Origin of the sequence: Streptomyces pactum (genome assembly GCF_002005225.1) — a bacterium.
Taxonomy (GTDB): Bacteria; Actinomycetota; Actinomycetes; order Streptomycetales; family Streptomycetaceae; genus Streptomyces; species Streptomyces pactum_A.
In genome coordinates this window covers 1,000,128-1,023,692 of the sequence record NZ_CP019724.1, presented here as the reverse complement: position 1 = coordinate 1,023,692, position 23,565 = coordinate 1,000,128, and the positions used below count along the sequence as shown (strand labels likewise).

Annotated in this window: 17 protein-coding genes and 1 pseudogene; 4 read left to right on the top strand and 14 right to left on the bottom strand. The window is 69.3% G+C overall.

The genetic code is table 11. The features are described 5' to 3' along the window. Positions 1-12 precede the first annotated feature (12 nt). Positions 13-1,722: pseudogene (locus B1H29_RS04530) on the bottom strand (DUF4357 domain-containing protein); the annotation flags it as partial. 291 nt (positions 1,723-2,013) lie between these two features. Between B1H29_RS04530 and B1H29_RS04525 the strand changes: the two are divergent. Together B1H29_RS04525 and B1H29_RS04520 are read left to right on the top strand one after the other, a co-directional pair. Further along, on the top strand, positions 2,014-3,213 hold the full coding sequence (locus tag B1H29_RS04525) for an IS110 family transposase (RefSeq protein ID WP_055416408.1): 1,200 nt from the start codon (positions 2,014-2,016) through the stop codon (positions 3,211-3,213). 83 nt (positions 3,214-3,296) lie between these two features. Further along, positions 3,297-5,612 carry a DUF2786 domain-containing protein gene (locus tag B1H29_RS04520; protein WP_079160015.1) on the top strand — a complete coding sequence of 772 codons (2,316 nt, stop codon included), beginning with the start codon at positions 3,297-3,299 and terminating at the stop codon, positions 5,610-5,612. Between the two features lie 95 nt (positions 5,613-5,707). Here the strand turns inward: B1H29_RS04520 and B1H29_RS04515 are convergent, their stop codons facing one another. The 9 genes from B1H29_RS04515 to B1H29_RS04475 all read right to left on the bottom strand — a co-directional run bounded on the left by B1H29_RS04515 (position 5,708) and on the right by B1H29_RS04475 (position 16,589). Continuing rightward, complete coding sequence (locus B1H29_RS04515; RefSeq protein WP_055420994.1) at positions 5,708-7,345, bottom strand: hypothetical protein; 1,638 nt, start codon at positions 7,343-7,345, stop codon at positions 5,708-5,710. Positions 7,346-7,378: 33 nt separating this feature from the next. Continuing rightward, on the bottom strand, positions 7,379-7,777 hold the full coding sequence (locus tag B1H29_RS04510; protein WP_055420995.1) for a hypothetical protein: 399 nt from the start codon (positions 7,775-7,777) through the stop codon (positions 7,379-7,381). Continuing rightward, positions 7,774-10,179, bottom strand: coding sequence for an AAA family ATPase (locus tag B1H29_RS04505; RefSeq protein WP_055420996.1), 2,406 nt, complete (start codon positions 10,177-10,179; stop codon positions 7,774-7,776). Before B1H29_RS04505 ends, B1H29_RS04510 begins: the two co-directional genes overlap by 4 nt. Before the next feature lie 274 nt (positions 10,180-10,453). Beyond that, the gene (locus B1H29_RS04500) at positions 10,454-11,692 is read right to left on the bottom strand and encodes an McrC family protein (protein ID WP_055420997.1); all 1,239 of its coding nucleotides are present in this window, start codon (positions 11,690-11,692) and stop codon (positions 10,454-10,456) included. Further along, complete coding sequence (locus B1H29_RS04495) at positions 11,685-13,820, bottom strand: McrB family protein (RefSeq protein ID WP_055421584.1); 2,136 nt, start codon at positions 13,818-13,820, stop codon at positions 11,685-11,687. The genes B1H29_RS04500 and B1H29_RS04495 overlap by 8 nt, the downstream gene beginning before the upstream one ends. A 100-nt stretch (positions 13,821-13,920) precedes the next feature. Then, entirely contained in the window at positions 13,921-14,373 is a 453-nt protein-coding gene (locus B1H29_RS04490) for a PIN domain-containing protein (RefSeq protein ID WP_055420998.1), read from the bottom strand. Continuing rightward, complete coding sequence (locus B1H29_RS04485; RefSeq protein WP_055420999.1) at positions 14,366-14,653, bottom strand: type II toxin-antitoxin system Phd/YefM family antitoxin; 288 nt, start codon at positions 14,651-14,653, stop codon at positions 14,366-14,368. The genes B1H29_RS04490 and B1H29_RS04485 overlap by 8 nt, the downstream gene beginning before the upstream one ends. A 63-nt stretch (positions 14,654-14,716) precedes the next feature. Continuing rightward, positions 14,717-16,006, bottom strand: coding sequence for a PIN-like domain-containing protein (locus B1H29_RS04480; protein WP_055421000.1), 1,290 nt, complete (start codon positions 16,004-16,006; stop codon positions 14,717-14,719). Between the two features lie 118 nt (positions 16,007-16,124). Further along, positions 16,125-16,589, bottom strand: coding sequence for an ATP-binding protein (locus B1H29_RS04475; protein WP_055421001.1), 465 nt, complete (start codon positions 16,587-16,589; stop codon positions 16,125-16,127). Between the two features lie 167 nt (positions 16,590-16,756). Here B1H29_RS04475 and B1H29_RS04470 point away from each other — a divergent pair, with 167 nt between their 5' ends. Then, positions 16,757-17,608: a helix-turn-helix domain-containing protein gene (locus B1H29_RS04470; RefSeq protein ID WP_055421002.1), complete on the top strand. Its 852-nt coding sequence runs from the start codon at positions 16,757-16,759 to the stop codon at positions 17,606-17,608. After that, positions 17,605-17,790 (top strand): DUF397 domain-containing protein, encoded by a 186-nt coding sequence (locus B1H29_RS04465; RefSeq protein WP_055421003.1) that lies wholly within the window; start codon positions 17,605-17,607, stop codon positions 17,788-17,790. The genes B1H29_RS04470 and B1H29_RS04465 overlap by 4 nt, the downstream gene beginning before the upstream one ends. Before the next feature lie 23 nt (positions 17,791-17,813). On the opposite strand, the gene B1H29_RS39805 is transcribed toward B1H29_RS04465, so the two are convergent. The 4 genes from B1H29_RS39805 to B1H29_RS04445 form a co-directional block, all read right to left on the bottom strand. Continuing rightward, positions 17,814-17,942, bottom strand: a complete 129-nt coding sequence (locus B1H29_RS39805; protein WP_267891988.1) for a hypothetical protein — start codon at positions 17,940-17,942, stop codon at positions 17,814-17,816. 337 nt (positions 17,943-18,279) lie between these two features. After that, the gene (locus B1H29_RS04455; RefSeq protein ID WP_159027766.1) at positions 18,280-18,795 is read right to left on the bottom strand and encodes a hypothetical protein; all 516 of its coding nucleotides are present in this window, start codon (positions 18,793-18,795) and stop codon (positions 18,280-18,282) included. Between the two features lie 65 nt (positions 18,796-18,860). After that, the gene (locus B1H29_RS04450; RefSeq protein WP_055421005.1) at positions 18,861-19,178 is read right to left on the bottom strand and encodes a hypothetical protein; all 318 of its coding nucleotides are present in this window, start codon (positions 19,176-19,178) and stop codon (positions 18,861-18,863) included. Between the two features lie 1,291 nt (positions 19,179-20,469). Beyond that, positions 20,470-23,436, bottom strand: a complete 2,967-nt coding sequence (locus B1H29_RS04445) for a carbohydrate binding domain-containing protein (protein WP_055421006.1) — start codon at positions 23,434-23,436, stop codon at positions 20,470-20,472. Positions 23,437-23,565 lie beyond the last annotated feature (129 nt).

Genomic DNA, 23,565 nt, shown 5'->3' with positions numbered 1-23,565 from the left:
CACGCACCGTGGCTTCGTACGCCAGGTCCGCTCCAGGCCGCCCTCGCGGTACACACCCTTCTTCATCAGGTACGAGGGCCCGATGTGGAAGTCGGGATCGTCGATGCGGGAGTTCAGCACATCGAGCAGGTCGGCGGGCTCCGCGTCCTTGCCTTCTCTGGCCAGCCAGCGGCGCAGCAGGCCGCGTGTGGGTTCCGTACGCGGTGACAGTTCGACGAAGGCGAAGCGGCGGCGCATCGCCGCGTCCACGAGAGCGATCGAGCGGTCGGCGGTGTTCATCGTGCCGATCACGAACAGGTTCGGCGGCAGCGCGAAGTCGTCGCCGGAGTAGGTGAGCCGCACCGACTTGTTGCGGTATTCCAACAGGAAGTAGAGCTCGCCGAAGACCTTCGCCAGGTTGGCCCGGTTGATCTCGTCGATGATCAGGAAATGCGGGATGTGCCGGTTGCCCTCGCGGGAGGCCAGGTCCGCGAGTTCGCGCAGCGGGCCCGCGGAGAGCCGGAAGGCGACCTCCCTGGTCTGCGCGTCCTCCTGGGGCCGGAAGCCCTCGAAGAAGTCTTCGTAGGCGTACGACGGATGGAACTGCACGAGCTTGACCTGCTCGGGTCCGCCGCCGAGGAACTCGGCGAGCCTCAGCGCCAGGTAGGTCTTGCCGGTGCCGGGCGGCCCGTACAGCACCAGCTGCCGCTCGTCTGCCAGCAGTTCACGCACCTCGCGCAGCCACGCGGCGTCGTGCACGAGGAGCTCGTCCGCCAGCTCATCCGTGGGATCGGGCAGTTCGGGCTCGCGGCGGGCGACGATCGCCGGGAGTTCCACGCTCGGGTCCCGGTCTATGGCCCTGGCCTCCTCCGTCAGCTCTTCGTCGCTTCGGCCCAGCCCTTCCACGAGGGCCTGGACGGGAGTCAGGTCGACGACGTCGTGCTGGATCGAGAGCTTCTGCTGAAGGGCCTCCGGCACCTCGTCGTACGGGATTCCGGACGACCTCCACCTGGCCCTCCGGCGCAGATTGGACAGCCCGCCCTCGGACTCGACCTGCTCGGCCTCACCGGTGACCGTGCCCACGTACAACTGCCCGCCGGAGATGGCGCAGAGGGTGTCGCCCAATCGCATCTGGGTCAGGAAGTAGTGCAGCTCGTCGACCATGGCCTGCTTCTGGCTGTACGAGGTGGTGGCGTCGTACCCCTCCTGCACGTACCGCCGCAGCACGCTCTTGGTGGGGTCCGCCTCGTCCACCTGCGGCAGATGCGTGGCCGCGAGCGTCACCCATCCCTCCGGAACCCACAACCGCCGCACCAGGTCGCGTCCCGACACATTGGAGCCCCGCACCAGCCAGGTCTTGTGCGGGGTGCGCCACGAGCTCCCGAGGTAGTCGACGAGCGGGAAGCCTTCCTCCGTGCGCCATTGCGCCAAACCGTCAGTGCTGCGCCCCGCCACCACGGACGCGGCCGCCGAGGGGGAGTTGCACTCGATGTCCCGTGTCGTCTCCCAGTGATTCGGCCACTGGTCCGACTCCCTGCGGATGCCGCCGTCCGCCACGAGCTTCTCCCGTTGGGCCGCGGGGTACGGCGGGATGCCGGGGGTCGCCTCGGGATGCACGGGCGAGCCGGCGAGGACGAGGAACTTCAGACTTCCGTTCATCCCTTTCTCGGGCAGCACCCGCCCCCGGGCCACCATCTTGCCGTTCGGCAGCCTCAGCCGAAACTCGGGAAACTCGTCGGCCATGGACATCCCTCAGCACGCACTGTCCTCTGTTGCCTGCAGCGTAGTGGCCACCACCGACATTGATCCTGATACTCAGGTTCCGGTGGTCATGGCTCTGCCACTGACTGACGTCCTGCTGGACTGTCTTCTGGCTGTTCTGTCCGGCCACCGGGACCTGTTCTCATGGCTCCGGCCGGGCGGAACATGACCTGATAGGAGCTTGGTCAGAAGCCCCTTCAATGTCCTGTCTGCGCCACCCGGCCGGCGCCCACCTTCGGCTGGGAAGGCACCATCAGCATGACATCAGCGGTCATGGACAACACGGCAGACCAGGATGTGGTCGGCGGGGTCGACTCCCACACCGACACCCTCCACGTCGCGGTCATCAGCGACAACGGCGGCCATCTCGCGGACGCCGAGTTCACCACCACTGCCGCCGGATACGCCGCGGCCCTGGCCTTCCTGACCGCCCACGGCCACGTGATCGCCATCGGGGTGGAGGGCACCGCCTCCTACGGAGCCGGATTCACCCGCGCCGCCCGCGAGGCGGGGCTTCATGTCGTGGAGGTCAACCGGCCCGACCGGGCCGAACGCCGCCGCATCGGCAAGTCCGACCCCATCGACGCCTACGCCGCCGCCCGCGCCGCCCTGTCCGGACGAGCCTCCAGCGCCCCCAAGGACGACACGGTCGCGGGCATACGCGCCCTGCACAACGCCGCCCGCTCCGCGGTCAAGGCCCGCACCGCCGCCCTGAACCAGATCGGCAGCCTCCTCATCACCGCTCCCGACACCATCCGCGCCAAGTACGGCCGGCTCAAAGGAACGGACCGCACCGACGCCCTCGCCCGGCTGCGGCCCGCCGGGGACGCGGTCCATACCGCGGTCCTCACCGCGCTGAAGAGTCTCGCCCGACGCGTCAAGAAACTGACGGTCGAACACGAGACCCTGGTCAAGGCACTGGACAGCGTGGTGAGTGTCCACAACCCCGGACTGCGAGCCGCCCACGGAGTCGGCCCCGACACCGCGGCCCAACTGCTCGTCACCGCCGGAGGCAACCCCGACCGCATGCGGACCGAGGCCTCCTTCGCGGCCCTGTGCGGAGCCGCACCGGTCCCCGCCTCCAGCGGCCGGACCAACCGCCACCGCCTCTCGCGAGGCGGCGACCGGCAAGCAAACGCAGCCCTCTACCGCGTCGCCCTGGTCCGCATGTCGAGCGACTCCCGCACCCGCGAGTACGTGGCACGTCAGACCGCCGCCGGCCGGACGAAGAAGGAGATCATCCGGCTGCTGAAACGGGCCATCGCCCGGGAGATGTTCCGCTGCCTGACCACCACGGTCACCGTCCCCGGCATCGACGATCTACGGCCGCTGCGGCGGTCCAAGAACATCACCCTGACCGCTGCAGCCCGCCACTTCGCCCTCTGGCCGGCCACCATCTCCACCCTCGAACGCGGGACCCGCCGAGACGACGACCTCGCCCACGCCTACCGCAACTGGCTCCAAGCCGTTTGACAGGCAATAGGAGCATCAGCCCGGCTTCTCTCACACGCGACCCGGCTTCCTAGGATGTCCTTTCGCGTCGGGGAGGGGATCACATGACAGCGATGAGCGGTACGGGCGGGTTGTCGGAGCAGGAGTTCCGGCAGGGGCGAGCGGATTGGATGAAGACCAGGGCCGGGGACCTCGCAACCGTCCTGGAGACAGCGGGACCCCGGCTGTTGAGGCTGCTTCCCACCGATCTGGGTGACCGGACACTGGTCGCGGCGGTGACGGCCGCGCGGGTGGCCGCTGATGAGGCGCGGGCCCAGTCCGTTGCGGAGACGGTCCACTGGCTGGAGCGGCTGATACCCGGGGGACCCCTCCACGATCTGGAGGGAGCGGTACGTGAACTCCGGTCCCGGCTGGCGGCGAGTGGCGAGCCGGCCCTGTGGTCCTGGAACGCCGAAGGCTGGGAGGAGATCCTGCTGTGGTGGTGGAGGCGGGTTCAGCCGGGAACCGGTGATCCGGCCGCCGACTTCGCGGGGTGGCGGGCACGGTGGTCGGCGGAGATCCCGCGGGACGGTGAGATCGACCGTCCGGAGTCGATGCCCCGCCGGCACGGCAGGCAACTCCTCACTCCCGCCGGGTTCTTCGCCGACGAGCCTGAGCCGCTACGGCTTCTGTCGCAGGCCGTACTGGATGCACCCGGAATCGTTGCCGCGGTCCAGGACGCGGTGCTGCTCCGGGAGGAACACCTCCAGGGCGCGGGGCACCTGGTGTGGCTGGCCGAGCAGCAGGCCTGCGTCGAACAGCTCGAAGCCTGGCGCCGCAGACAGCAGGCCACCGGATCGGAGGCCACCCGGGCTTTCCTCGTGGAACTGTCCGAAGCGGTCAAGCGATACATGTCGCTCGTACTCCAGCCGGTCATCGACGCCCTCTCCCTGTGCGAGCGGGCTCTGCTCGGTGACAGCAAGCACGGTGCGCGACGCTCCGCCGCCGACTACCTGGACGCCTTCCTCGACGCGCAGGAACAGCCCGGCGCGGATGCCTGGCGGGACGAGCGGCTCGGCACGGATGTCGAACAGCAGGCGCGGGAGCACCATGATAGGGGGGAGATCACCTGGCACGGCGTGCTCGGCGCGGTCCCCGTCTGGTACCGCGTCGTGACCTCCCGCGAAGAGCGGGCGGCCGCGCTGGCCTACTCCGGGAAGCCGTCGACGTCCGTCGTGCGGGTCAGGACCGGCACGGCGACCCAGAGCCTGCTGACCGACCTGTTCGGATTCGGGGGCCCGGACGACGAGCAGGAGGAGTGGTACCCCGAACCCGGGATCGAGATCGCCTACGACCCGGACCGCGCCTTCGACCTGTGCGCGCTACTGGCGGTCGCCCAACTCGGCCACGCACGGATGGAGTTCCTCGTACGGAGCGCCGACGGAACATTCCAGCGGCTTCGCTCGGTGCGGGCACGGGTTCGTCGTGACGACACCGCCGCCTGGCGGCTCTGGGCGCTAAGGGTGCTGTCCGAACTGGTCCCGGACCCGGAGGACCTGGCGGACCTGATCGCCCGGGAGGACGACGAAGGCAGGGACGAGAGCGATGCGGCGGACGCCCGGACGCGCGCCGACGACCGCGCTTCGTCCGACTCCGGCATGTCCGGGTCCGGCCCCCGGGCCGTGCGCGACGGACTGCCCGAGGCGCTGCTCGGCAAGGTCAGGTCGCTGCTGCGGAAGGCGGAGAACGCGGGGGCCACCGAGGAGGAGGCCCGTGTCTACCTGGCCAAGGCCACCGAGCTCATGGCCAAGTACGGCATCGAGCAGGCCATGCTCGACGACGTGACCGAGCCCGAGCGGCCCGCGGACCGGATCGTCGATCTGTACCCGCCCTACGTCAAGGAGGGGCGCCGGCTGCTGGCCAGGATCGGCTACGAGATGCGCTGCCGATCGGTGTACCCCGGCGGCAAGGCCAACCGTCACCGCGTCCACCTCTTCGGTTTCGAGGCCGACATCCAGGCCACCGAGGTGCTGTTCGCGAGCTTGCGCCTGCAGATGCTGGCGGACGCGGACCGTGCGGACCGCCTGCATCGCCCCGAAGGCGAGGACACCCGCGCCTACAAGCGTTCATGGATGCTCGGCTTCATCCGTGAGGTGACCGCGCGGATCGGTGCCGCCCAGCAGGCTGCGAGGGCCGCCGCCGAACAGCGAACCGAAGCGGAGGGAGAGGGGCGGGACGGCCGCAGCGTGGCGCTGGTCCTCGCCGACCGGACGACGGTGGTCGAGGCACGGCTCGCCGCCCGGTACCCGAAGCTGAACAAGACCCGTCCGACGAAATTCACGGGCACCGGGTACCGGCAAGGGGTCGCCGACGGGCGGGACGCCGACATCGGTGGCCCGGCCTTCGACGAAGAGGGCCAGGCTCCCCAGCTCGCCTTCTGAGGCACGTGCCGCCTGGTGACCAGGAGGGTTGCGGGCCGGGGAAGACCCCGTCCCGCACCGGTCAGCCGGGGCGCTGTGGTCCTTCCGGGGCCGCGTCAGGTCATGGTGTTGGTCAGGTGCGGGCCTATGTAACCGACGTAGATTCCGTGATCGGTACAAGCTCCGTCGTAGTAGTGCAGGCGCGGCGCGATGGTGTTGCCTCCGCCGATCCGCAGGTGGGCACCCATGAACAGCTTGCCGTTCGGATGCACGTGGCGGGGCACGGGGAACGTGCGCGCCCGGCTCCACTCGCCGTTCGCCTTCACGGACTTCGATTCGTCCCTGACGACCTTGCGGGGCGAGATGACGTGCGCTCCCTCCGGTGCGTCCGCACACCACTGCTTGAAGTCACAGTTCGCCTCGCCGCTCGCGACGGCTTCCGCGAAGTCCTGGAGGGCCAGCAGCGCGTCCCAGGCCATCCGGACCCAGGACGAGCCGTAGGCCTGGTCGTCGAGTTCCAGGGTGTACTTGCGCCGGCCGCTGAAGTGGACGCGTCGCATGTCGCCGATCCGGTCCAGGATCTCGGTGAAGGAGGTGGGCGCGTCCAGCGAGGGTTCCACCGCCGCGTACGCCTGCTCGGCGGCGCCCAGCCTGAGGAGTTCTCTCTGCAGTTCCCGTATCTGCGCCTTGGCCCGGTGGAGTTCCTTGTACTGCTCGTCGTAGTCGACGACGGCCTGCACCTCGTTGCTCTCCGCCTGACGCAGCTCCCGCTTGAGGTCACGGATCTCGTCGGCCCTGACGCGCTGTTCGCGTGCCGCCTCCTCCAGGATTTCGTGCAGGGCGTCGTTCTCGTCGCGCAGTCGTTCCTGTTCGGAGCCGCCGACTCCGTCCCTGGCTCGTGTGCGCATGAGCGGCACGGAGTCCAGGGCGTCGGGCAACGGCAACCGGGTCGCCAGCCCCTGAGGGAGCTGGTTCAGGATGCGGGCGGCCAGCCGAGGATTCTCGGTGATCAGCCGTTTCGACATCACCCGGTGCCGCTGGCCGTCGGCGGGCCAGGCCGGGTCGACGCCCGGCAGGTAGGTGCGGATCCCGCCGTTGTACACGCGGTGGTGTTCCAGGGCCCGGTTGAAGACCGACTCGGCTTTCGGGGTGAGCACGTAGAGGATCGCCAGCCCAGCCAGGGGACGGACGAGAGGGTCGACCGTGCCCTCCAGCCAGCCGTCGAAGTCGACGTCGTACGGCGTGCTCGCCATGACGACGGGGAGGCGCCGGTCGGCGTCGCACAGTTCGTCGATGACCGCCTCGACATCCTCGGCTTCGACGACTTGGGGCATGGCCGTCACGTCTGCCAGGCCGTCATGCGCGTCGAGCGCCTCCAGCAGATGCCTCGCGAGCCGGGGAGTCCTGGCCGGCACCGGGGCCGCTTCCGCGTCGTCGGGAAGGTGCTCGACGTCCAGCTGGACCCAGGTCGGACCGTCGGTGATCTGCCGCGTCACGAGGGTGGTCTGCCAGGTGCCGCAGGGCGCGGTCTCCCGGAGCCGCCATCGTCCGTAGGCACCGGTGACCCCTGTGACGGAGTCGTGGTCGAGCGTGACTCCGCCGGCTATCTCATTGCGGCCCTCGGCGAACGCGTCGACGTTGTAGCGCTTGGGTGGTTGGGCGAGCCAGTGGCGCAGTTGCTCGTCGACGAGTGCACCGGTGCGCACGTAGTCGGTCCGGCTGGTGACCACCATGCGATAGCGGCGGGCGTCCATCGTGCTGCTCCTCACGTGTCGGGGCGGCGTGGTTCAGGCGCGGGCGGCGGCCAGGACACGCAGCAGTTCACTCACGTCCTGGTGCCAGGCCCGTACCTCGGCGGGGGTGGGAGGCAGCTCGTACGTGTGGTAGTGACAGGCGGCGCTGAGGCCGGACCAGACGGTGTACCACTGACGCGCGACGGAGGGACTGACGTACCACTGCAGGCAGAGCATGCGGGTGCGGCCGGTGCTGCGGGTCATGCGAGGGCTGACCGACCGCCAGAAGGCATCGAGGGTTTCGTCGAGGGCCAGCCGGAGCAGGGTGGCCGCGGCGCGCGCCCGGACACCGGGGGAGAGCGTGGTGCCGTCCGATGGATTGAGCAACTGGTCTGCGGCAGAGAGGAGTTCGTTCGTGGGGAGAACGCGGGGGGAGCGCGCGGGAGTGGTCACCGGGCCAAAACCTCCTTGGCGAGACGCTTCGTACGGTCGACCAGGGCCGCGCGGTCCCCGACGGGCATGGCCGGTGCCTGATGCGATGCCTGGTTCAGCCCCTGGATCAACTCCCTGGCCCACGTGCCATGGTCGCGGGCGACGGCGTCCAGCACCTCGCGCCCCTCCTTGCCCGGCATGCCCATCGCGAGGGCCGCCAGGCCGGTGAGGGGACCTGGCCGGGTGACCCGCTCCTGGATGTCGCGTTGCCCGACCCCGGCCTCACGCAGAGCACGCCGCGCGGTGTCCTGGTAGGCGGCCTCCAGCGCCACACGGCACATCGAGGGCAGCACCCGGTCGGCGACTTCCGGCGGCAGGTGCGGATCGAGGGCGATGGCCCGTGCCTCCGCCAGGGCCTGGCTCACGGGGTCGCTGACGGAAGCGACGTGGACGACGGAGTCGGTCTGCCGGGACACCCGCAGGACCGTCGCCCGCAGACCGAGGCGTTGGACGGCCTCTTCGAGCCGGGTGTCGTGTGTGAAGACGACGACCTGCCGGTGCTGCGCGTACAGGTCGAGAACCTTGGCGAGGCCGTCGACCTTCTCCGGATCCATGGACTGCACCGGGTCGTCGATGACCAGGAAACCGAAGGGACTGTCCCGGTGGGTGGCGCGCGGGACGAACAGGGAGAGGGCGAGTGAGTGCAGTTCGCCCTGGCTCATGACGCCGAAGGCGGGCGCGTCGGCGTCGTCCACGGAGACGGGGAGACTGACCTGCCGCTGCGGGCCGACACCCGTGAGCCCGATCGCACCCAGCGACACGCTGCTGCGCTCGCACAACAGCCGCCAGATTTGCCCGGACTGCTCGGCGAACGGCTTGAACCGAGCGTCCCGCAACTCGTCGGTGAGCGCCCGCACCCAGTCGCGTACGGCCTTGACCTGCTTGCGGGCGGGCTTCACCGCCTGCGCGGCCTCCGCCTGCACCAACCATGCGGACAGGCGTGCGGCCACGGGCTGCCAGCGGCCGTCCTGCGCTGTGACGCGTCGGCGGGCGTCCTCACGGACCTGATCACAGGCATCACCGAGGACTGCCTCGGCGCGTTCCGCACGGTCGGCCAGCTCGCGTGGGTCACGAACCGTGCGGCAGGCGACCAGATCCCGCCAGAGGGTGGCCAGGGAGGGCTCGTCGGCCTGGAGCCAGGTGGGAGCCGGACGCATCAGGTCGTGCACCTCCCTCACCGCGTTCACGAGTTCGCGGTGTGCCGCCTCGGCCTCGGCGGCCTCCACCTGGAGCCTTTCGACCTGCGCGCGCGTCCGTTCCGCCCACGAGCGGTCCAAGAGGTCCGTGCTGCCGCACACGGGGCAGTCGGAGGCGTCGGGATGGCGGCGGCGGTGTTCCAGCGCGGCGTCGAGCAGTTTGATCAACTGCCGGGCGTCCTCGGCGGACCCGTGGCGTGCGTCGTCGGCCACGGCGGCTGCCGACCGCAGCCGGGTCACGGCCTTCGCGATCAACGGCCGGTCCGGGGGCTCCAGATCGGCCAGTCGGCGCAGTCGTGCGACGTGCGCAGAGTCGGCGGCGCCGTGGCCCTTCAACAGGGCCCGGACGGCGTCCAGGTCTGGGCTCCTGCCGGAGAGAGCCGTGATCGCCTCCTTGGCGCGCGGGTCGTCCACCTCCGACAACTCCTGCATCACGGTGGCCGTGAGGGTCTTCGCGGCGCTCTCCGTGTCGGTCAGGGCCTTGGCCCGGGCACGTGCCGCCGCGTCGGTGTCACTGAGCAGTTCGAGGCCGAGGATTCGGGAGATCTCGTCGTGCAGGGTGGTCAGCGGCCCGTTGATCACAGCTCCGAGCTGGGTGTATGGGAGGAACGGCCGGTACAGCGACAGTTGCTCGGCGTCGATCACGTCGTGCAGGGCTTCGCCGGTGGGCTGTCCTGCTTCCTCCACGACGGTGCTGGACTCCTCAAGCCCGTCGCCGTGCCAGATCCGGCGCACGGTTACGGGCTCCTTGGCGCCCTCTCCGTCACTGGCGGCGTCGAAGTCGAGCTCCACCGCGATCTCGGGGGAGGAGTGCTCGTGGAGGTTGCGCCAGCCCTTCTTCCATACCTGAGTGCGCCCCTGCCAGCGGAAGTTGTCGCCTGTCAGGGCCATCTCAGCGGCCTCGGCGAAGCTCGACTTGCCGGAGCCGTTGCGGCCCGCCACCAGCGTCAGACCGGGGCCGGGCTTCAGCCGGACGGTGGCGGTGGGGCCGATGCCGCGCCAGCCGGAAGCCGTGATGGACCGCATGTACACGGTCCCGGAATGGCGACCGTTCCGGGGCTGAGCGGCGGGCAGCAGATCGCGCAGCAGGGCCTGCTCCTCGGCAGAGAGCCCTGATTCGGGCAACCGGGCGAGAAGCAGGTCACGGAGGCTGGCGGTGTCGCTCATCGCTCGGACTTCCTTAGGTGCTCTGGACGGCTGCGGTGGGTGTGCCCAAGGCGACGCGAGGGGACGGTGAGCCGTTGTCGATCTGAGCATGGCGGAAGTGTGTTAGCGATGTCAACAAGCTTTCATGGACTAATAAAGTATGTATCTGTGTACATGCGTTCTAGTGTCGTGCCCGACTCGGGGGCGTGTTCGACTGATACGTCCGCCGAGACGGACGCCCGCCGACCACCTCACCACCCGCGGCGGCCGTCATCGACCGGCCGGCGTGGGATGGTCAGCGCAGCACTGAGCCGATCCAGGCCGCCGCCTGCTCGGGCGTGGCGTGGGTGTCCACGCCGAGGACGGGGATGATGCCCAACAGGCCTCCGGGGCCGCGCACCTGGAGGGTCCGCTGGGCGTGGCCGCCCGGCCGGGGATGGAGGATGACGGCGAGCGGGGTGCCGGCGGACGCGTAGCCGCTGCTGTAGGTGAGGAGCTGGTGGACGTCGTCCGAGCTCACACCGTGACGATCGTAACGTTTGTACTTGGCGTCCACCGGCAGCAGCGTGCGCTGTGCCGCGTCATGTCCTGGAAGGCTGAGCAGGAGATCGGGCCGGAAGGCCGAGGCGTTGCCCAGGTCTCCGCGGACGGTGATGCCGACGCCGCTTCCGCCGGGTACGGCCCGGCCGCCGTGCGGGCCGACGGCCTCCGTGCCGAGACGGCGGACGACGGCTTCCCAGAGCGCGGGCATGGCGAGCAGAAGACCGTCCGCCGTGGCGCCCTGGTCGGTGAGCAGGTCCGTCACACCGCCCCCGCGCAGCAGCAGACGGGCCCAGGTGTGGGCGGGACGGTAGCGGGCGTTGAGGCGCGTGTAGCGGGTGCGGTCCAGGGCGCGGAGTGCCGCGGCCGGGGTCGGGGCCTGCGGGAAGGTGCCGGCGGCTCCGTGCAGGGCACGCGCCAGGACAGGACTGGCGGTGAGACCGAGAGCCGCCCTCAGTGCGCTCCCGAGGACGCGGTTCTCCCAGATGTCCGCCTCCCGGTCGAAGGTGCGGACGTGCAGCTGGTCCAGTTGCCCGAAGCGGTGGGTGGCCTGGGCGGCCACGTCCAGACGCCCCCGCAGCACCGGTTCGACACTCCGGCGGCGTACGTAGTCCCGGCGCAGTCCCTCCCGCAGCAGCCGCTCGCACTCTTCGAGCAGGGCGGCGGCGACCAGGTCGGCGTATCCCTCGGGGCCGGTGGCCCACCGCCTGGCCGTCGCCGGGACGGGCGTGCCGAGGGCGTAGGCGAGCCAGCTCATGAGCTGCTCTCCGGGAATGGCGAACTTCGGTGAGATCACCACGCGGACACGGTCCAGGACCAGAACTCCGACGGTTGCGTCGGCCTTGAGCCGCCACCCGGTGCGCTCCCTGGTCAGGCGGAGGCAGCCCCGTGCCTGGAGTGCCTGCAGACGGTCGACGTCCCGGGAAGTGAGCTGACCGGGCTCCAGCGGAGCGGACTCGTACTCGCCGAGCTGGACCGGGGTGCGGTCAGGCATCCGGGCCGTTGGCGCCGCTGGTGAACTCGGTCGCCAGCGCGTCTGCCAGGTCCTGCGGGGGCATGAGGAGCGGACGCCCGGTCTCGGCGTCGACCAGGTCGCCGAGGATGCGGTGCAGCAGGTCCGCCCGGCCGAGGCAGTAGTCCTCCAGGAGGGGGATCACCTCGTGGTGGAAGGCCGCGGCCAGATCCTCCTCGGTCGCAATGGGCTCACCCTCGCGCAGCAGATACGCGTGCCCGATCTGGTGGTCGGCGTCGAGATGGTGGGAGATGCGGCTGTTGAGGGACTCGAAGAACGCGGCCAGGTCCAGGGGGCCGACGGTTCCGGAGACGGCGTCGGGGTCCGGGTCCACGTGCAGAAAGGCGAAACGGCGGCGGACCGCGGCGTCCAGGTGGCTGATGCTGCGGTCGGCGGTGTTCATCGTGCCGATGACCCGGACGTTCGGCGGGACGGAGAAGCTTCGCTTGCTGACGGGCAGAGCGACCGGCAGGTTCCGTTTGTCGAGTTCGAGGAGCGTGATCAACTCGCCGAAGATCCGGGGCAGGTCACCGCGGTTGATCTCGTCGATGACCAGCAGGAACGTCTGATCGGGATGGGCGGCTGCCCGGCTGCACAAGCCGTGGAACAGACCGTCGGTGAGGGCGAGGGTGAGCCCCGGGCCGGTGGCGCTCAGGTCCGGCTTGAAGCCCTCGACGAAGTCCTCGTACCCGTACGAGGGATGGAAGGTGACCATGCGGATGCGGTCGCCGTGCAGCATCTCGGTCTGTGCCCGGGCACGTTGGCGGGCGTCGGCATCGGCGCCGAGCACGTCCGCGCGGCCGTCCAGGGCGAGGGCGGCGCCGAGCGCGAGCCGGGTCTTGCCCGTACCGGGCGGTCCGTGAAGGATCACCTGGCCTTTGCGTTCCAGGGCGTCCAGTACGGCCTGTACGTCCTCGGGCGGCGCAACCGGCTCACCAGCGCCGGCCTGTGCCTGCACCGTGCCCGGTACGGAGCCGGAGCCGGATCCGGAGTCGGCGTCGTGTGCGGTGAACTTGGCGAAGAGGGACGGGTCGACCTTGGCGAAGGTGGACCGCCACCCGTGCTGGGCCTTCGGCAACTTCCGCGCGTGGGAGGGGTCCCAGACCACCGGGACGACATGGTGGAACTCCGGCCGGTCCGGGTCGTAGCGGTAGCTCCCGTCGACCCTGCCGGTGGCCAGGATCTCCTCCGTCCCACGGTTGGCGACGAGCCGGTCTCCCGCCTCCAGGTCACGGAAGGCCAGCAGCCGTCGGGCGAGGGTCAGGCTGCCACCGCTGCTGCGTGGCCAGTGCGCGTCCAGGGCCTGCTTCAGTTCGGTGTCGCTCTGGTACTGGCCGAGATCGCCGAGCTCGTCCCACCCGACGCAGATGAACCCGCCGTCCCGGCATTCCTCCCACAGCCGGCCGCGCTCGCCTGGGGCGATCTTCCAGATGGTGCGTTGCCGGGGGCGAGGGTCGAAGTGCTCGTACAGGAAACGCATCACTTCATGCCTGGTCCAGCCTCTGAACTCAGACTGTAATCGGACGAGTTCGAGCAGGCGGCGATTGCTGCGCCAGGCCGAGGCTTCGCCCTGGTCCGTGTCGCCCGGCAGCAGGGCGGCGAACCGGCGCAGGTGTTCCCCCGAGTAGATCGGCAGGAAATGCTCGGGGAAGTAGGTTGCCAGGGTCTTCGTCACCAGCGCCGGTCCGTAGCGCAGCACTTCGAGGTCGTCCAAGGCGTCGAAGTCCCCTGCCCCGACCGCGTCGAAGGCCCGGACGAACTGTCCTCGCAGTTCCGCCCAGGCGTCCTGCGGATCCATCCCCTTCAGCGGAGCGGCCAGGCGCCATTCACCGGAGTTGTGGTGGAACATGATGTGCTTCGCGGCACTGCCGCCCTTGATGCTTCCCAGGTGCGGGGTGCCGAACTCCATGAGCCGGCAGTACGTCGGCCCCGACCCGGGCGCCTCTCCCTGCCCGAGGGCGTAGCGCTCCAGCGGCAGCTCCGCCCACTCCTCCAGCGGAAACCGGGAGAGCACCTGCTTGCGCTCGTCCTCGGCGGCCGACTCGGCGGCCGCCACGGCGGTCCGGTCGAACTCGGCCGCCGCCGTGCGCACATCCACCGCGTTCGTCATGGAGGCCATGATGCCGGAGCGTGGAGGAGCACTCCTGCCGCCCGGAAAAGTCGGGTGACTTTGAGGGACGCGACTCAGGTGGCCGAGAGCCGATCGGCTGTCAGAGGTCGTCGGGGAGCAGCCGGAAGGAGGGCTGCCCGGTCAGTGGCCGCATCATGCGGAAGTGGGCGTCTGTGGTGAAGATGTCTGCCGTTTGGAAGGCGGCCGCCAGGGCGACGTTCATCGCGTCCGCCAGACCCACCCCCGCGCCGCCGTCCGCGTCGACATACCCGCGCATCACGGCCATGGCGCTTCTCAAATGCGGTGCGGTGTCGGGGACCTCGAATCGGCGGGCCTCCGCCTGTCCGGTGATGAAGTCCAGAGCGTTCATCGCGGCCTTGGTGCCGACTCGTGAGGTCAGCAGGTAGTCCAGCTCGGTGAGCACCATGGGTGAGACCACGAGGTGCCCCGTTCGTGCGAGAGCTTCCCGGTGAGCGGAGTGGCGGGGGTCCTTCGGTGTGAACAGCCGGTACAGGGCGTTCGTGTCGGCGATGGCGACTGGGATGTCAGTCATCTGTTGCCCCGCGCAGGTCTTCGCCCATACCCCGTAGGCTCGCCGCGATCTCGTCGTCGTCGAGCACGGGGCCACCCAGGTCCGGGATGTCCAGGTCACCCATGGGATCGGTGCGGAACGGGTACGCGGGGCGGCCCGTCGGCGCGCCGCGGGGCACGATGTCTCCTATCGGGACACCGTCCTTGGTGATGGTCACCGTCTCCCCGGCCGCCACTCGGGCCAGGACGCGCGATGTCTGCTGGTTGAGCTCCCTCAGTGGGACCTCTGCGCTGTCGTTCATCCCTCCAATGTACTACCCGTTCTACACGCTCGCGCGGTCACCGGTCGGCGCCGGGTGGGAGCACTACGAGGGGGCCTCCTCCGTCAGCTCATTCACCAGCGGCACGAGGAGCGGGTGGACCGAGAAACCGGAGGCGGGACCCGGGCCCGACGCGTATTCGGCTGTCAGGGCCGGGACAGCGGAGTCCGGAATCTTCCCGAGGTTCCCCAGCAGACGGGCGATGCGGGTGACCGGCTTGGTGAAGCCCCGGAGGGACCGGTCCTCGGCATACTGGCAGATCTCGTAGACGCTCTTCGCGTCCGCGACGCCTTCCATCCCCGCGGCGTACTTGATCACGTCAACCCGGTCCGCGTAACCCTCGTAGGTGAGCCGGTCGAAAAGTTCCTGGAGCGCGTCGGCCGTCCAGCCCCCGTACGTCTCCTCCGTCCCGATGCGCTCGACCCGTTCTATGTCCTCGACGGAACCTTCCTGGAGGCTGAAGTCCAGGATCGGAGCGGCGACCTCCAGGAACCGCTTGGGCGTGAGCATGAAGAGCCGGCCACCGCCGCGGGCCCTGAGTTCCTCTGTCAGCTCCGGCCGGGGACCGCGATTGAAGCCCTGCTCCTTGCGCCACCAGTCCTCCTTGGCGTCCGCTGTCACGAACAGCACGTCACAGTGACGCCGGGCGGCCTCTCGAAGGATCTGTTCCCAGACGAGATAGTCGGCGGCGGCTCCCACACCGTCCTTCGTCCTGTCCATGTAGCCCGGAGGAAGCCGCTTCTCGACCCGACGCATCCCCTCCGCTATCGCCTTGTCGTGATCCTCCCGGCTCAGCGGAGCACCTACTCGGCCGTCGAGGGCGGGCTCCAGCTTCGCGATGACCGGGTCGGTGCTCGTGTCCTGCGTGATGTTCCGCCACTCGCCCTCGCCCACCTTGACGATCGTTTCCCGTACGTCACCGAAGACCTCGTTCAGCTGACTGCGCAGGCGCTCGGTCTCGGCCTCGGGCAGGGCGACGCGATTGGCCCAGGCGCGCAGGGTCCGCTCTGCCTGCGTCGCGTGACCCGCCATGTCTTCGGCAGCTTGCGAGCCGGACGACCGGGCGTCGCTGAGGGTGCTCTCGCGGTTCCGCCAGAACTCCACGAGCGCCTGGTGCGGTACCCAAAGCCGGTTCTCCAGAGTGGCGAGCGCACGCAGCAGGTCGCCGCGCGCCTGCTCCGTGTATCGGTAGAGATTCAGCAGGACGTTGGCGTCGGGAGCGATCAGACCGTGGGTCAGTACGGTCGTGAAGTCCTCGTTGGTCGGTGTCCGGAAGGCCCCGAAGTCGTCGAAAAGACCTCGGCCGCCCACATCGCTCGTCGTGTCCTGCGCCATCGGCAACCCCCGTCGTTCCCATGGATGTCCGAGGGCCGTGCGCCCCCTCGCGTCCGCCTGTGGCGACCGTATCGCTGCGATCGCCCCGAGTGACGGGGAACGGGGGAACAGGGACGTCTTACGGCCGGCGGGCGGGGGACGGTTGCCCGCTTGAGGGGCAGGCCAACTCCGCCCAGACGGTCTTGCCGGAGGGCGGGCGGGGTTCCGTGCCCCAGCGGTCGGCCAGGGCGCCGACCAGGAGCAGCCCGCGGCCCGACTCGTGGTCCAGCCCTCGCTCCAGAGGGATCGCGGGGCGGCGCTCGCCCCGCATGTCGCTCACCGCGACGCGCAGGGTGTCGGCCGCGTCGTCCAGGGACAGCGCCAGCAAGAAATCGCGCCCTTGGACGCGGCCGTGCAGCGCCGCGTTCGCCGCCAGCTCCGCGACGACGTGTTCCGCCCGCTCGATGACCCGGGGTGAGATGTTCCAGGCGGTCAGCCGTTCCACGGCCAGGAGCCGGGCGAGACGGGCGCCGCGACGGGTGGAGGAGAGCCGCTGCGCGAACGTGCGTGCGGTGGCGTGGATTTGGGGTGTGGAGGCGTGCATGGGACAACCGTGGCGGGCGTGCGGGAGTGTGTTCCAGTAGCGTGGCCCGTACGCTGCGTCAGCGTACGGGCACATTCTGTGGACGGTACGGGGATCTTGCCGTCACCCTGGGCGCTGTCGATCGCGGAGTGACCGCAGAGGACGTACGCACCTGGAGGTGGCCGCGTATGACGGACAGCAGCGACGTGACGGCGTGCGACTGGGAGCGCGAGCCCGACCCTTCCGACAGTCTGCGGACCTTCGGGGCGGTCGTCCAGGCCCTGCGCGAGCACGAGGGGCTCAGCCGGGCCGAGTTCGCGGCGCTCGTACGGTTCTCCAAACACACCGTGGAGTCGGCGGAGTTGGGGCGCCGCATGCCCGACGAGTCGTTCGTGGGGCGGGCGGAGGAGGTGCTGGGGAACACGGGGGCGTTACGGAAGGCGGCGGGGCATCTGACGCGGGGTGAGGCGGGGCTGGCGGCCTGGTTCCGGCGGTGGGCTCGGCTGGAGAAGGTGGCGGTGAGCCTGTGTACGTACGAGTGCAGGCTGGTGCCGGGGTTGTTGCAGTCGGAGGGGTATATGCGCGCCCTCTGCGAAGAGGATATCCCGCCCATGTCGGACGATGCCCTTGAGGCCACGGTGCGGGCTCGTATGGAGCGTCAGATGCTTCTGAAGGAGCGCCCGAACACCACCTTCGACTTCATTGTCGAAGAGGCCGTGTTCATGCGCCGCCTGGGAGGGGTCAACGTAACTCGTGATCTGATCGACCACGTCCTTGAGGTGAGTACCCCAAGGAACGTCACCCTGCAGATCATGCCGGCGAACTCCGAGCACCACGCATGCATGGCAGGGCCTATCCAGTTGCTGGAAACCCCCGAGGGGAGTTGGCGAGGTTACTCCGAGGGGCAGGAGAACGGCCGCTTGATCGCTGACCCGAAACAGGTCAGCCGACTGCACATGCGCTATGCAAGACTGCGCTCGCAGGCCCTCTCCCCGAAGGACTCCGTGGGCCTGCTGGAGCGGATCCGAGGAGCGCTATGAGTACGTCCGAACTCGACTGGTTCAAGTCCAGCTACAGCAGCGCGCAGGGAGACAGCTGTGTTGAGGTCGCCGTCACCGAACAGGCCATCTGCGTACGGGACTCCAAAGACGTGACTCGCCCGCACTTCGCCGTCGGGCGTGAGGAGTGGTCGCGGTTCGTGGGGTTCGCGGCGGAGGCCTGAGCGGAGCGGCGTGCGCGTGGCGCTCAGAAGATCTTGCAGTGCGTCATCGCGTTGTCGACGTCACCCGGTGACCCGAGGACGGAGTTGCGGCCCACGTAGATGGTGTCCCACTGCGAGGTTCCGACCGGGCACGAGCCGGAGCTGATGAGCACGCCACCGGAGAGATCGGAGCTCGTAGTGTTGGCGTGCGGTATGCCGAGGGTGGCTGGTTCGGCGGAACTGCCGGGTTCTCCCTCGCCGCCCTTGACGCCGCGTTCGCCTTGTGGCCCCTGCTCGCCCTGAGGCCCCTGAGGCCCCTGAGGCCCCTGAGGCCCCTGCGGTCCCTGAGGCCCCTGCGGTCCCCGAGCCCGTTCCGGTCCCGCCGGGCCCCGCGCGCCGGTTGGACCGGTCGCGACGAAATAGGCGCCGGCTCTGCTCCCGCTGCGCCGGGCAGGGTGATAACGGCTGCAGTGGCGGCTATCCCAATCGCGAGGCGACGACGGTTCGGGCTCATGTCCTTTCATTCGGTGCAGCGGTGCTTGTGGGGCTGTAGGCCGCGAAAGCTAGGGACTGTTCCCGCTTCCGGAACTGACCCAGTTCGATGGGCCGCAAGCCGTGAGGCCGTCCGAGGCGCTTGAGGATCGAGTCGAAGTACGGCACTGGTGTGTGCTCGGAGGCGACCACCAGGGAGGAGAGCAGAACCCCGTGGGGCGAGGTGGGGCTGTCCACGGCGACGAGGATCGCTTCCCTCGCCTTGTCGGAGAGGTCCGTCGGCTTGAGCCCGGCGGCAGCGGCGAGCGTGTGCCAGCCCACGCAGACCTGACGCCGGGCGGCGTCGATCAACGCCCTTCGTGCGGCGTCCACCACTGCTGCTTTGGTGGTCCCCAGCTTGGACCAGTGTGTCCGATCCTCCTCGGCGGGGCGAGCGGCGGGAACGCTCTGGGGCGTGCCGGTGTGCTGGGCGTACGCACGGCCGCTCGCGGCCCACCAGGCAGCCTCCACGGTGGGAGTGGTGGCATCCGGCACCCAGCCCAGTTCCGCCAGCACCTCGCCGAAAACGGCGCGGGGCCTGTCAGCCCACCTTCACCCCTTTACCAAGGCCGATAGCAGGCCGCGGCCGGGGACGTAGGGTCTGTCACTGCGGCCAGGAGTCTGACCTGGTCCCTCGCTGACAGTGCGGAGGGCGGCATGCCCTGCTTCCTGAGCAGCGTCTTCCACTTGATGACGCTGCGTCCGTTGGCGACGAGTTTCAGATGCTCGCGGAAACGAGCCACGATCTGGTCCTCGTTCAACGTGGGGGCGGCGCCGTTCCCGGCCGAGGCGGTCGGGGGCTGCTGACGTGCCGGTACTGCCTCGTTGTGGGCGAGGGCGTAGGCGGTCCTCGGCTCGCGTTCCCAGATCTCCGCCACCTTCGCCTCGGACAGGTCGGATCGCCAGCCGAGGCCGGCGAGGACGTTGGTGAAGTACGGGTCGGGCGCGGCCGGGGCGAGGGCGGGTTTGACGAGCGCCGAGAGCGATGGCTCATCAGGTAAGTCAGCATCCGGTCAGCATGAGTCGCCGGGCTTTCCCGGGGGATTGCCTGAACAGGTGCCGGTGCGGCGCGAAAGCCCAGGCGTGAAGCCGTCTCGCCCGAGCGGAGCGATGTTCCTCACCTTCCTCGACCGACGTGTCCCGGTGTACAGTCGAGACCGCCCTTGACCTGCACAAAGCAAGCAGGGAGCCGTCTTCCAGGAGTCCAAGTGCTGCGTACTCTGTTCAAGTCCAAGATCTAGCATTTGGTCATTACCGCAGGTCAGAGGCATGAATGCCGGGCTGAGGTCAGCAGACAGTCAGCATCGGGCGTGGCGGTGTCCTGGCGTTGCTGACGTCCGGGCCGCGAGGGGAGTGACCCGGCCCGGCGCCACCAGGGCCTCTGGTCAGGACGTGGCTGCATCTCAGCGGACCAAGCCTGACGATCAAGGCGCGGTCGGCCCGGTGAGGACCATGTGGCGGCCAGGGACGGGACCCGCCGGTCCGGGGCGTGGAACGACACGGTGACGGTCTTGCCCGGCGTCGTTTCGCCGTGCCCGGCCGTAGGCCGGACCACGCAGCGCTCCACTCGAAGACCCTCCGATGGCCTAGGCGCGGTGGTGGTCTGCGGCGGAAGGCGAGCACGCCCGGCTTGGCGGCGGGATCACAGCCGCGTTGCGGATCGGATGCGGCATAGGGGTCGATGTCGGGACCGAAGTCCGGTGCGGTGGGTGGCATGGGTGCCCCTCTGGGCTGGCGCCGGTCGTGGTGGAACACCGGGCGGCCCGGTACGCGGATCGCCCGACGGTGTGTGTGGCGGTCTACTGGTGGAGATCGATGCAGCATGCCCGGCCCAGTTCAGGCTGCCGTCGGTCCCGTCCGGAGCCGCTCACCACCGATGATCTCGTCCGGTCCGGTCCGGTCCGGGAAGCGGGGGCAGGGCGTTACCGGTGGCGTGCGGGGTGGTTCGAGGTCGTCCCGCTGTCCGGTCAGCACGGTTCCGGCCGCGCGTTCCGTGTCGGGCGTAACGCGCGGCCGAAACCGTGCGCGGGTCCGTGGTGCTGACGGACGATGGGGGCGAGGTGCCCGCCGCCGGGTCGCGGTGGGCACCTCTGCAACGACGGTTCACTTCTCCGGCCCGGTGGTTGGGGCGGCTCCGCCCGGTGATCCGTCGGCGTGAGCGGGATGTCGCTACTTCAGGTAGGGGCCGTTCTTCCCGATCTTCCCGGTGCCGTTGAGGACGTAGACGCGGAGGTTGGCCTTACCGGGCGCTTGGACGGTGAGCCTGCCGTCGGAGACGATGCGGGTGTCACCGGTGACGGCGTCCCGGTAGGTGCCGTTGGGGATCCCCGTGTACACGGCGGAGCCGGACACGGTGACGAGCGCGAAGCTGTCGGTGCCGCCGTCGGTGTACCGGCGCTTGAAGGCCATGCCGCCGGAGACGCCCTCCGTGGAGTACTGACCCATTTGGAGGGCCGGGACGGCCCGGCGGATCTGGTTCAGTCGCTGCAGGTGCTTCACCAGCGGTTGGTCCAGGGTGGTGGCGACCTTGCCGCTCGCGGACTCCACCGTGCCGAAGCCGGAGGCCGTGACGGAGCCGGCCAGGTGGTCGCCGTAGTAGGCGCGTCCCGTCGTGGCGAGGGGGCAGGTGGGACCGCAGTCGATCTTCTTGCCCCTCTGGAACTCGATCTCCGAGCCGTAGTAGAGGGTGGGGATGCCGCGGAAGGACCACATCAGGGACATGTTCTCGGCCCAGGCGTCGGTGCCGCCCGTGTAGCGTTCGTTGCTCTTGTTGGGTCCGTAGTCGTGGCTGTCGACGTAGACGACGTTGTAGGTGGCGTCGTTGACGCTGTCGTCGGAGTCCTTGCCGTTACCGAAGGCGTTGTACGCGTCACCGAAGTTCATGTGCATGCGCATGTCGATGATGTTCATGCCGGAGAACTTGCTGTGGTCGGGCGCGTGGTAGGCGTTGCCGTTCAGGAAGGCGTTGTTCGACGTCGGCTGGTTGCCCGTGCCCTGGCCGTTCTCGTGATCGTACTGTTCGAGCGCCGCCTTCCCGTCGTCGGCGCTGTACTCCTTGCGCTCCTTCCAGGTGTAGAACTGCGCCGAGTGGTTGACCGAGCCCCGGTTCCACTTGTCGTTGACGAAGGCGGCGACCTCGGCGAAGACGAAGAAATTCTTCGCGGCCTCGGCCCCGAACTTCTGGGTGACGCGCTCCTGGATGGCCGGCAGGAAGTGGCGGTTCCAGGTGACGCGGGGGATGTGGACGGCCGTGTCGACGCGGAAGCCGTCGACACCCATGTCGATGTACTTGTTGTAGGCGCCGATCAGGTAGTTCTGCACCTGCGCGTTCTCGGTGTTGAAGTCGGCGAGGTCGTCGTGCAGCCAGCAGGAGCGGGAGTCCTCGCCCTCCCAGTTGCCGATCCAGCAGTTGTGGTAGTACGCCTTGGGGAACATGCCCGAAGTGGGGTACGGCCACTGGCAGTTGTAGATCGTGTAACCCTCGGGGCTCTTGGCCCCGGTGGGCCTGCCCCAGTTCAGGCAGGTGTTGCCGGTCGGTTCGACGGTCGACCAGAGGTCGCCGTTGTAGTACGACTTGCCGGACTTGGTCTCGACGGTCAGACCGTCGTACTCGAAGCCCGCGTTCTTCTCGTCGTAGAGCCAGCTCCACTGGTTGTCCCGCACGCCGTACACGGTCGGCGTGAACAGTCCCTTGGCGCCCCAGCGGGAGCTGTGGTTGTAGACGACGTCCTGGTAGATCTTCATGCCCTTGGCATGGGCCGCGTTGATCAGATCCTGGTAGGTCGCGCCGGCCGACTCCAGCCGGGCGTCGACCTTGTAGAAGTCGTAGCCGTGGTAACCGTGGAAGTCGTAGTCCGAGCGGTTGAGGACGACCGGGGTGATCCACACGGCGGAGAAACCGAGCGCCTTGATGTAGTCGAGCCGCTCGACCAGGCCCTTGAAGTCGCCACGGAACATGGGGTCGTCGTTGGCGGCGTTGCCCGACTTCACGTGCTGACTGCCGCCGCGGTTGTTGGAGCTGTCGCCGTCGTTGAAACGGGCGGTCATGACGAAGTAGATCGGGTCCTTGCGCGGGTCCGTCCCCAGCGGTGCGCCCGTGGGGGGCGCCGGCGGCTTCTTCCCGGTGGTGGCCGAGGCCGGGGCGGAGGCGGCCGAGGCGTTGCCGGCCGCGTCCACGGCCTTGACCGTGTATGTGTAGGTGGTGTTCTCCTCCAGGCCGGTGTCGGAGAGCACGGTGGAGGTCACGTCGGTGACCGTGGTGCCCTCGGTGCCGCCGGTGCGGGTGACCTGGTACCTGGTCACGCCGGTGTCGTCGGTGGCGGCGTTCCAGGACAGGACCACGGAGGTGTCGGTCGCGCTCGCCCTGACACCGGACGGGGCGGTGGGCGCCTCGGTGTCGGGTTCCTCGGCGGCGCACGGGTCCTTCGCGTTCGCGGTGACGGTGTTGTTCTTCACCGTGCTGGTCCCTGAGGCCAGGGTGTAGTCCGAGCCGTTGTTGTTGTCCCAGACCCCGTTGCCGTTGTTGAAGGCCGCTCTCAGTGAGGGCGCGGAGCCCAGGCCGACCGTCCGCTTCCACCAGCCGGCGCAGGCGGCCTCCATGCCCACGCCGGGCACGGCGGTCCAGGAGCCGCCGGCGGGCTGGTAGTGCAGGTTGGCGGTGGTCCAGCCGAGGGTCTGGGTCGAGTAGTAGACGGTCGCCTCGTTGCCGGGTCCTCCGGGCCCGGCGCAGGGGTCGCTGTGCGCCACTACGCCGTCCTTGACCGTGATGTTCCCGGTGCCCAGGGTGTAGTCCCGGCCGCCGTTGTTGTCCCAGACACCCTTGCCGTTGTTGAAGGTGGCCTTCAGCCCGGCGGCGGATCCCAGGTCGATGGTGAGCTTCACCCAGTCCGTGCAGGCGGCTTCCATGCGCGTGCCGGGGGCGGTCGTCCAGCTTCCGCCGTCGGGGGCGTAGTGGAGGTGGTGGTCCGTCCAGTTCTTCGTCTTCGTGTAGTAGAAGACGGTGGCCGAGGCGGCGGTCGGGGAGGCCGGCGCTGCGGCGGCCTCGGGCGCGGTGGGAGTGGTCAGGGGCAGGACGAGGGTGCCTGCGGCGAGAGCTCCGGCCGCCCAGGGGCGGGTGAGGGAGCGGCGGCGTCTCATGCGCGTCTCCAGGATGCGGTGGGGGAGGGCCAGCTGCCGTGCGGACGCCGGCGGAGACCTTGACGCGCCTCGAAGCCTCCTGCGTCCGTGCCCGCGATGCGCCGCCTGTCGGAAACTTGCAGCAACATT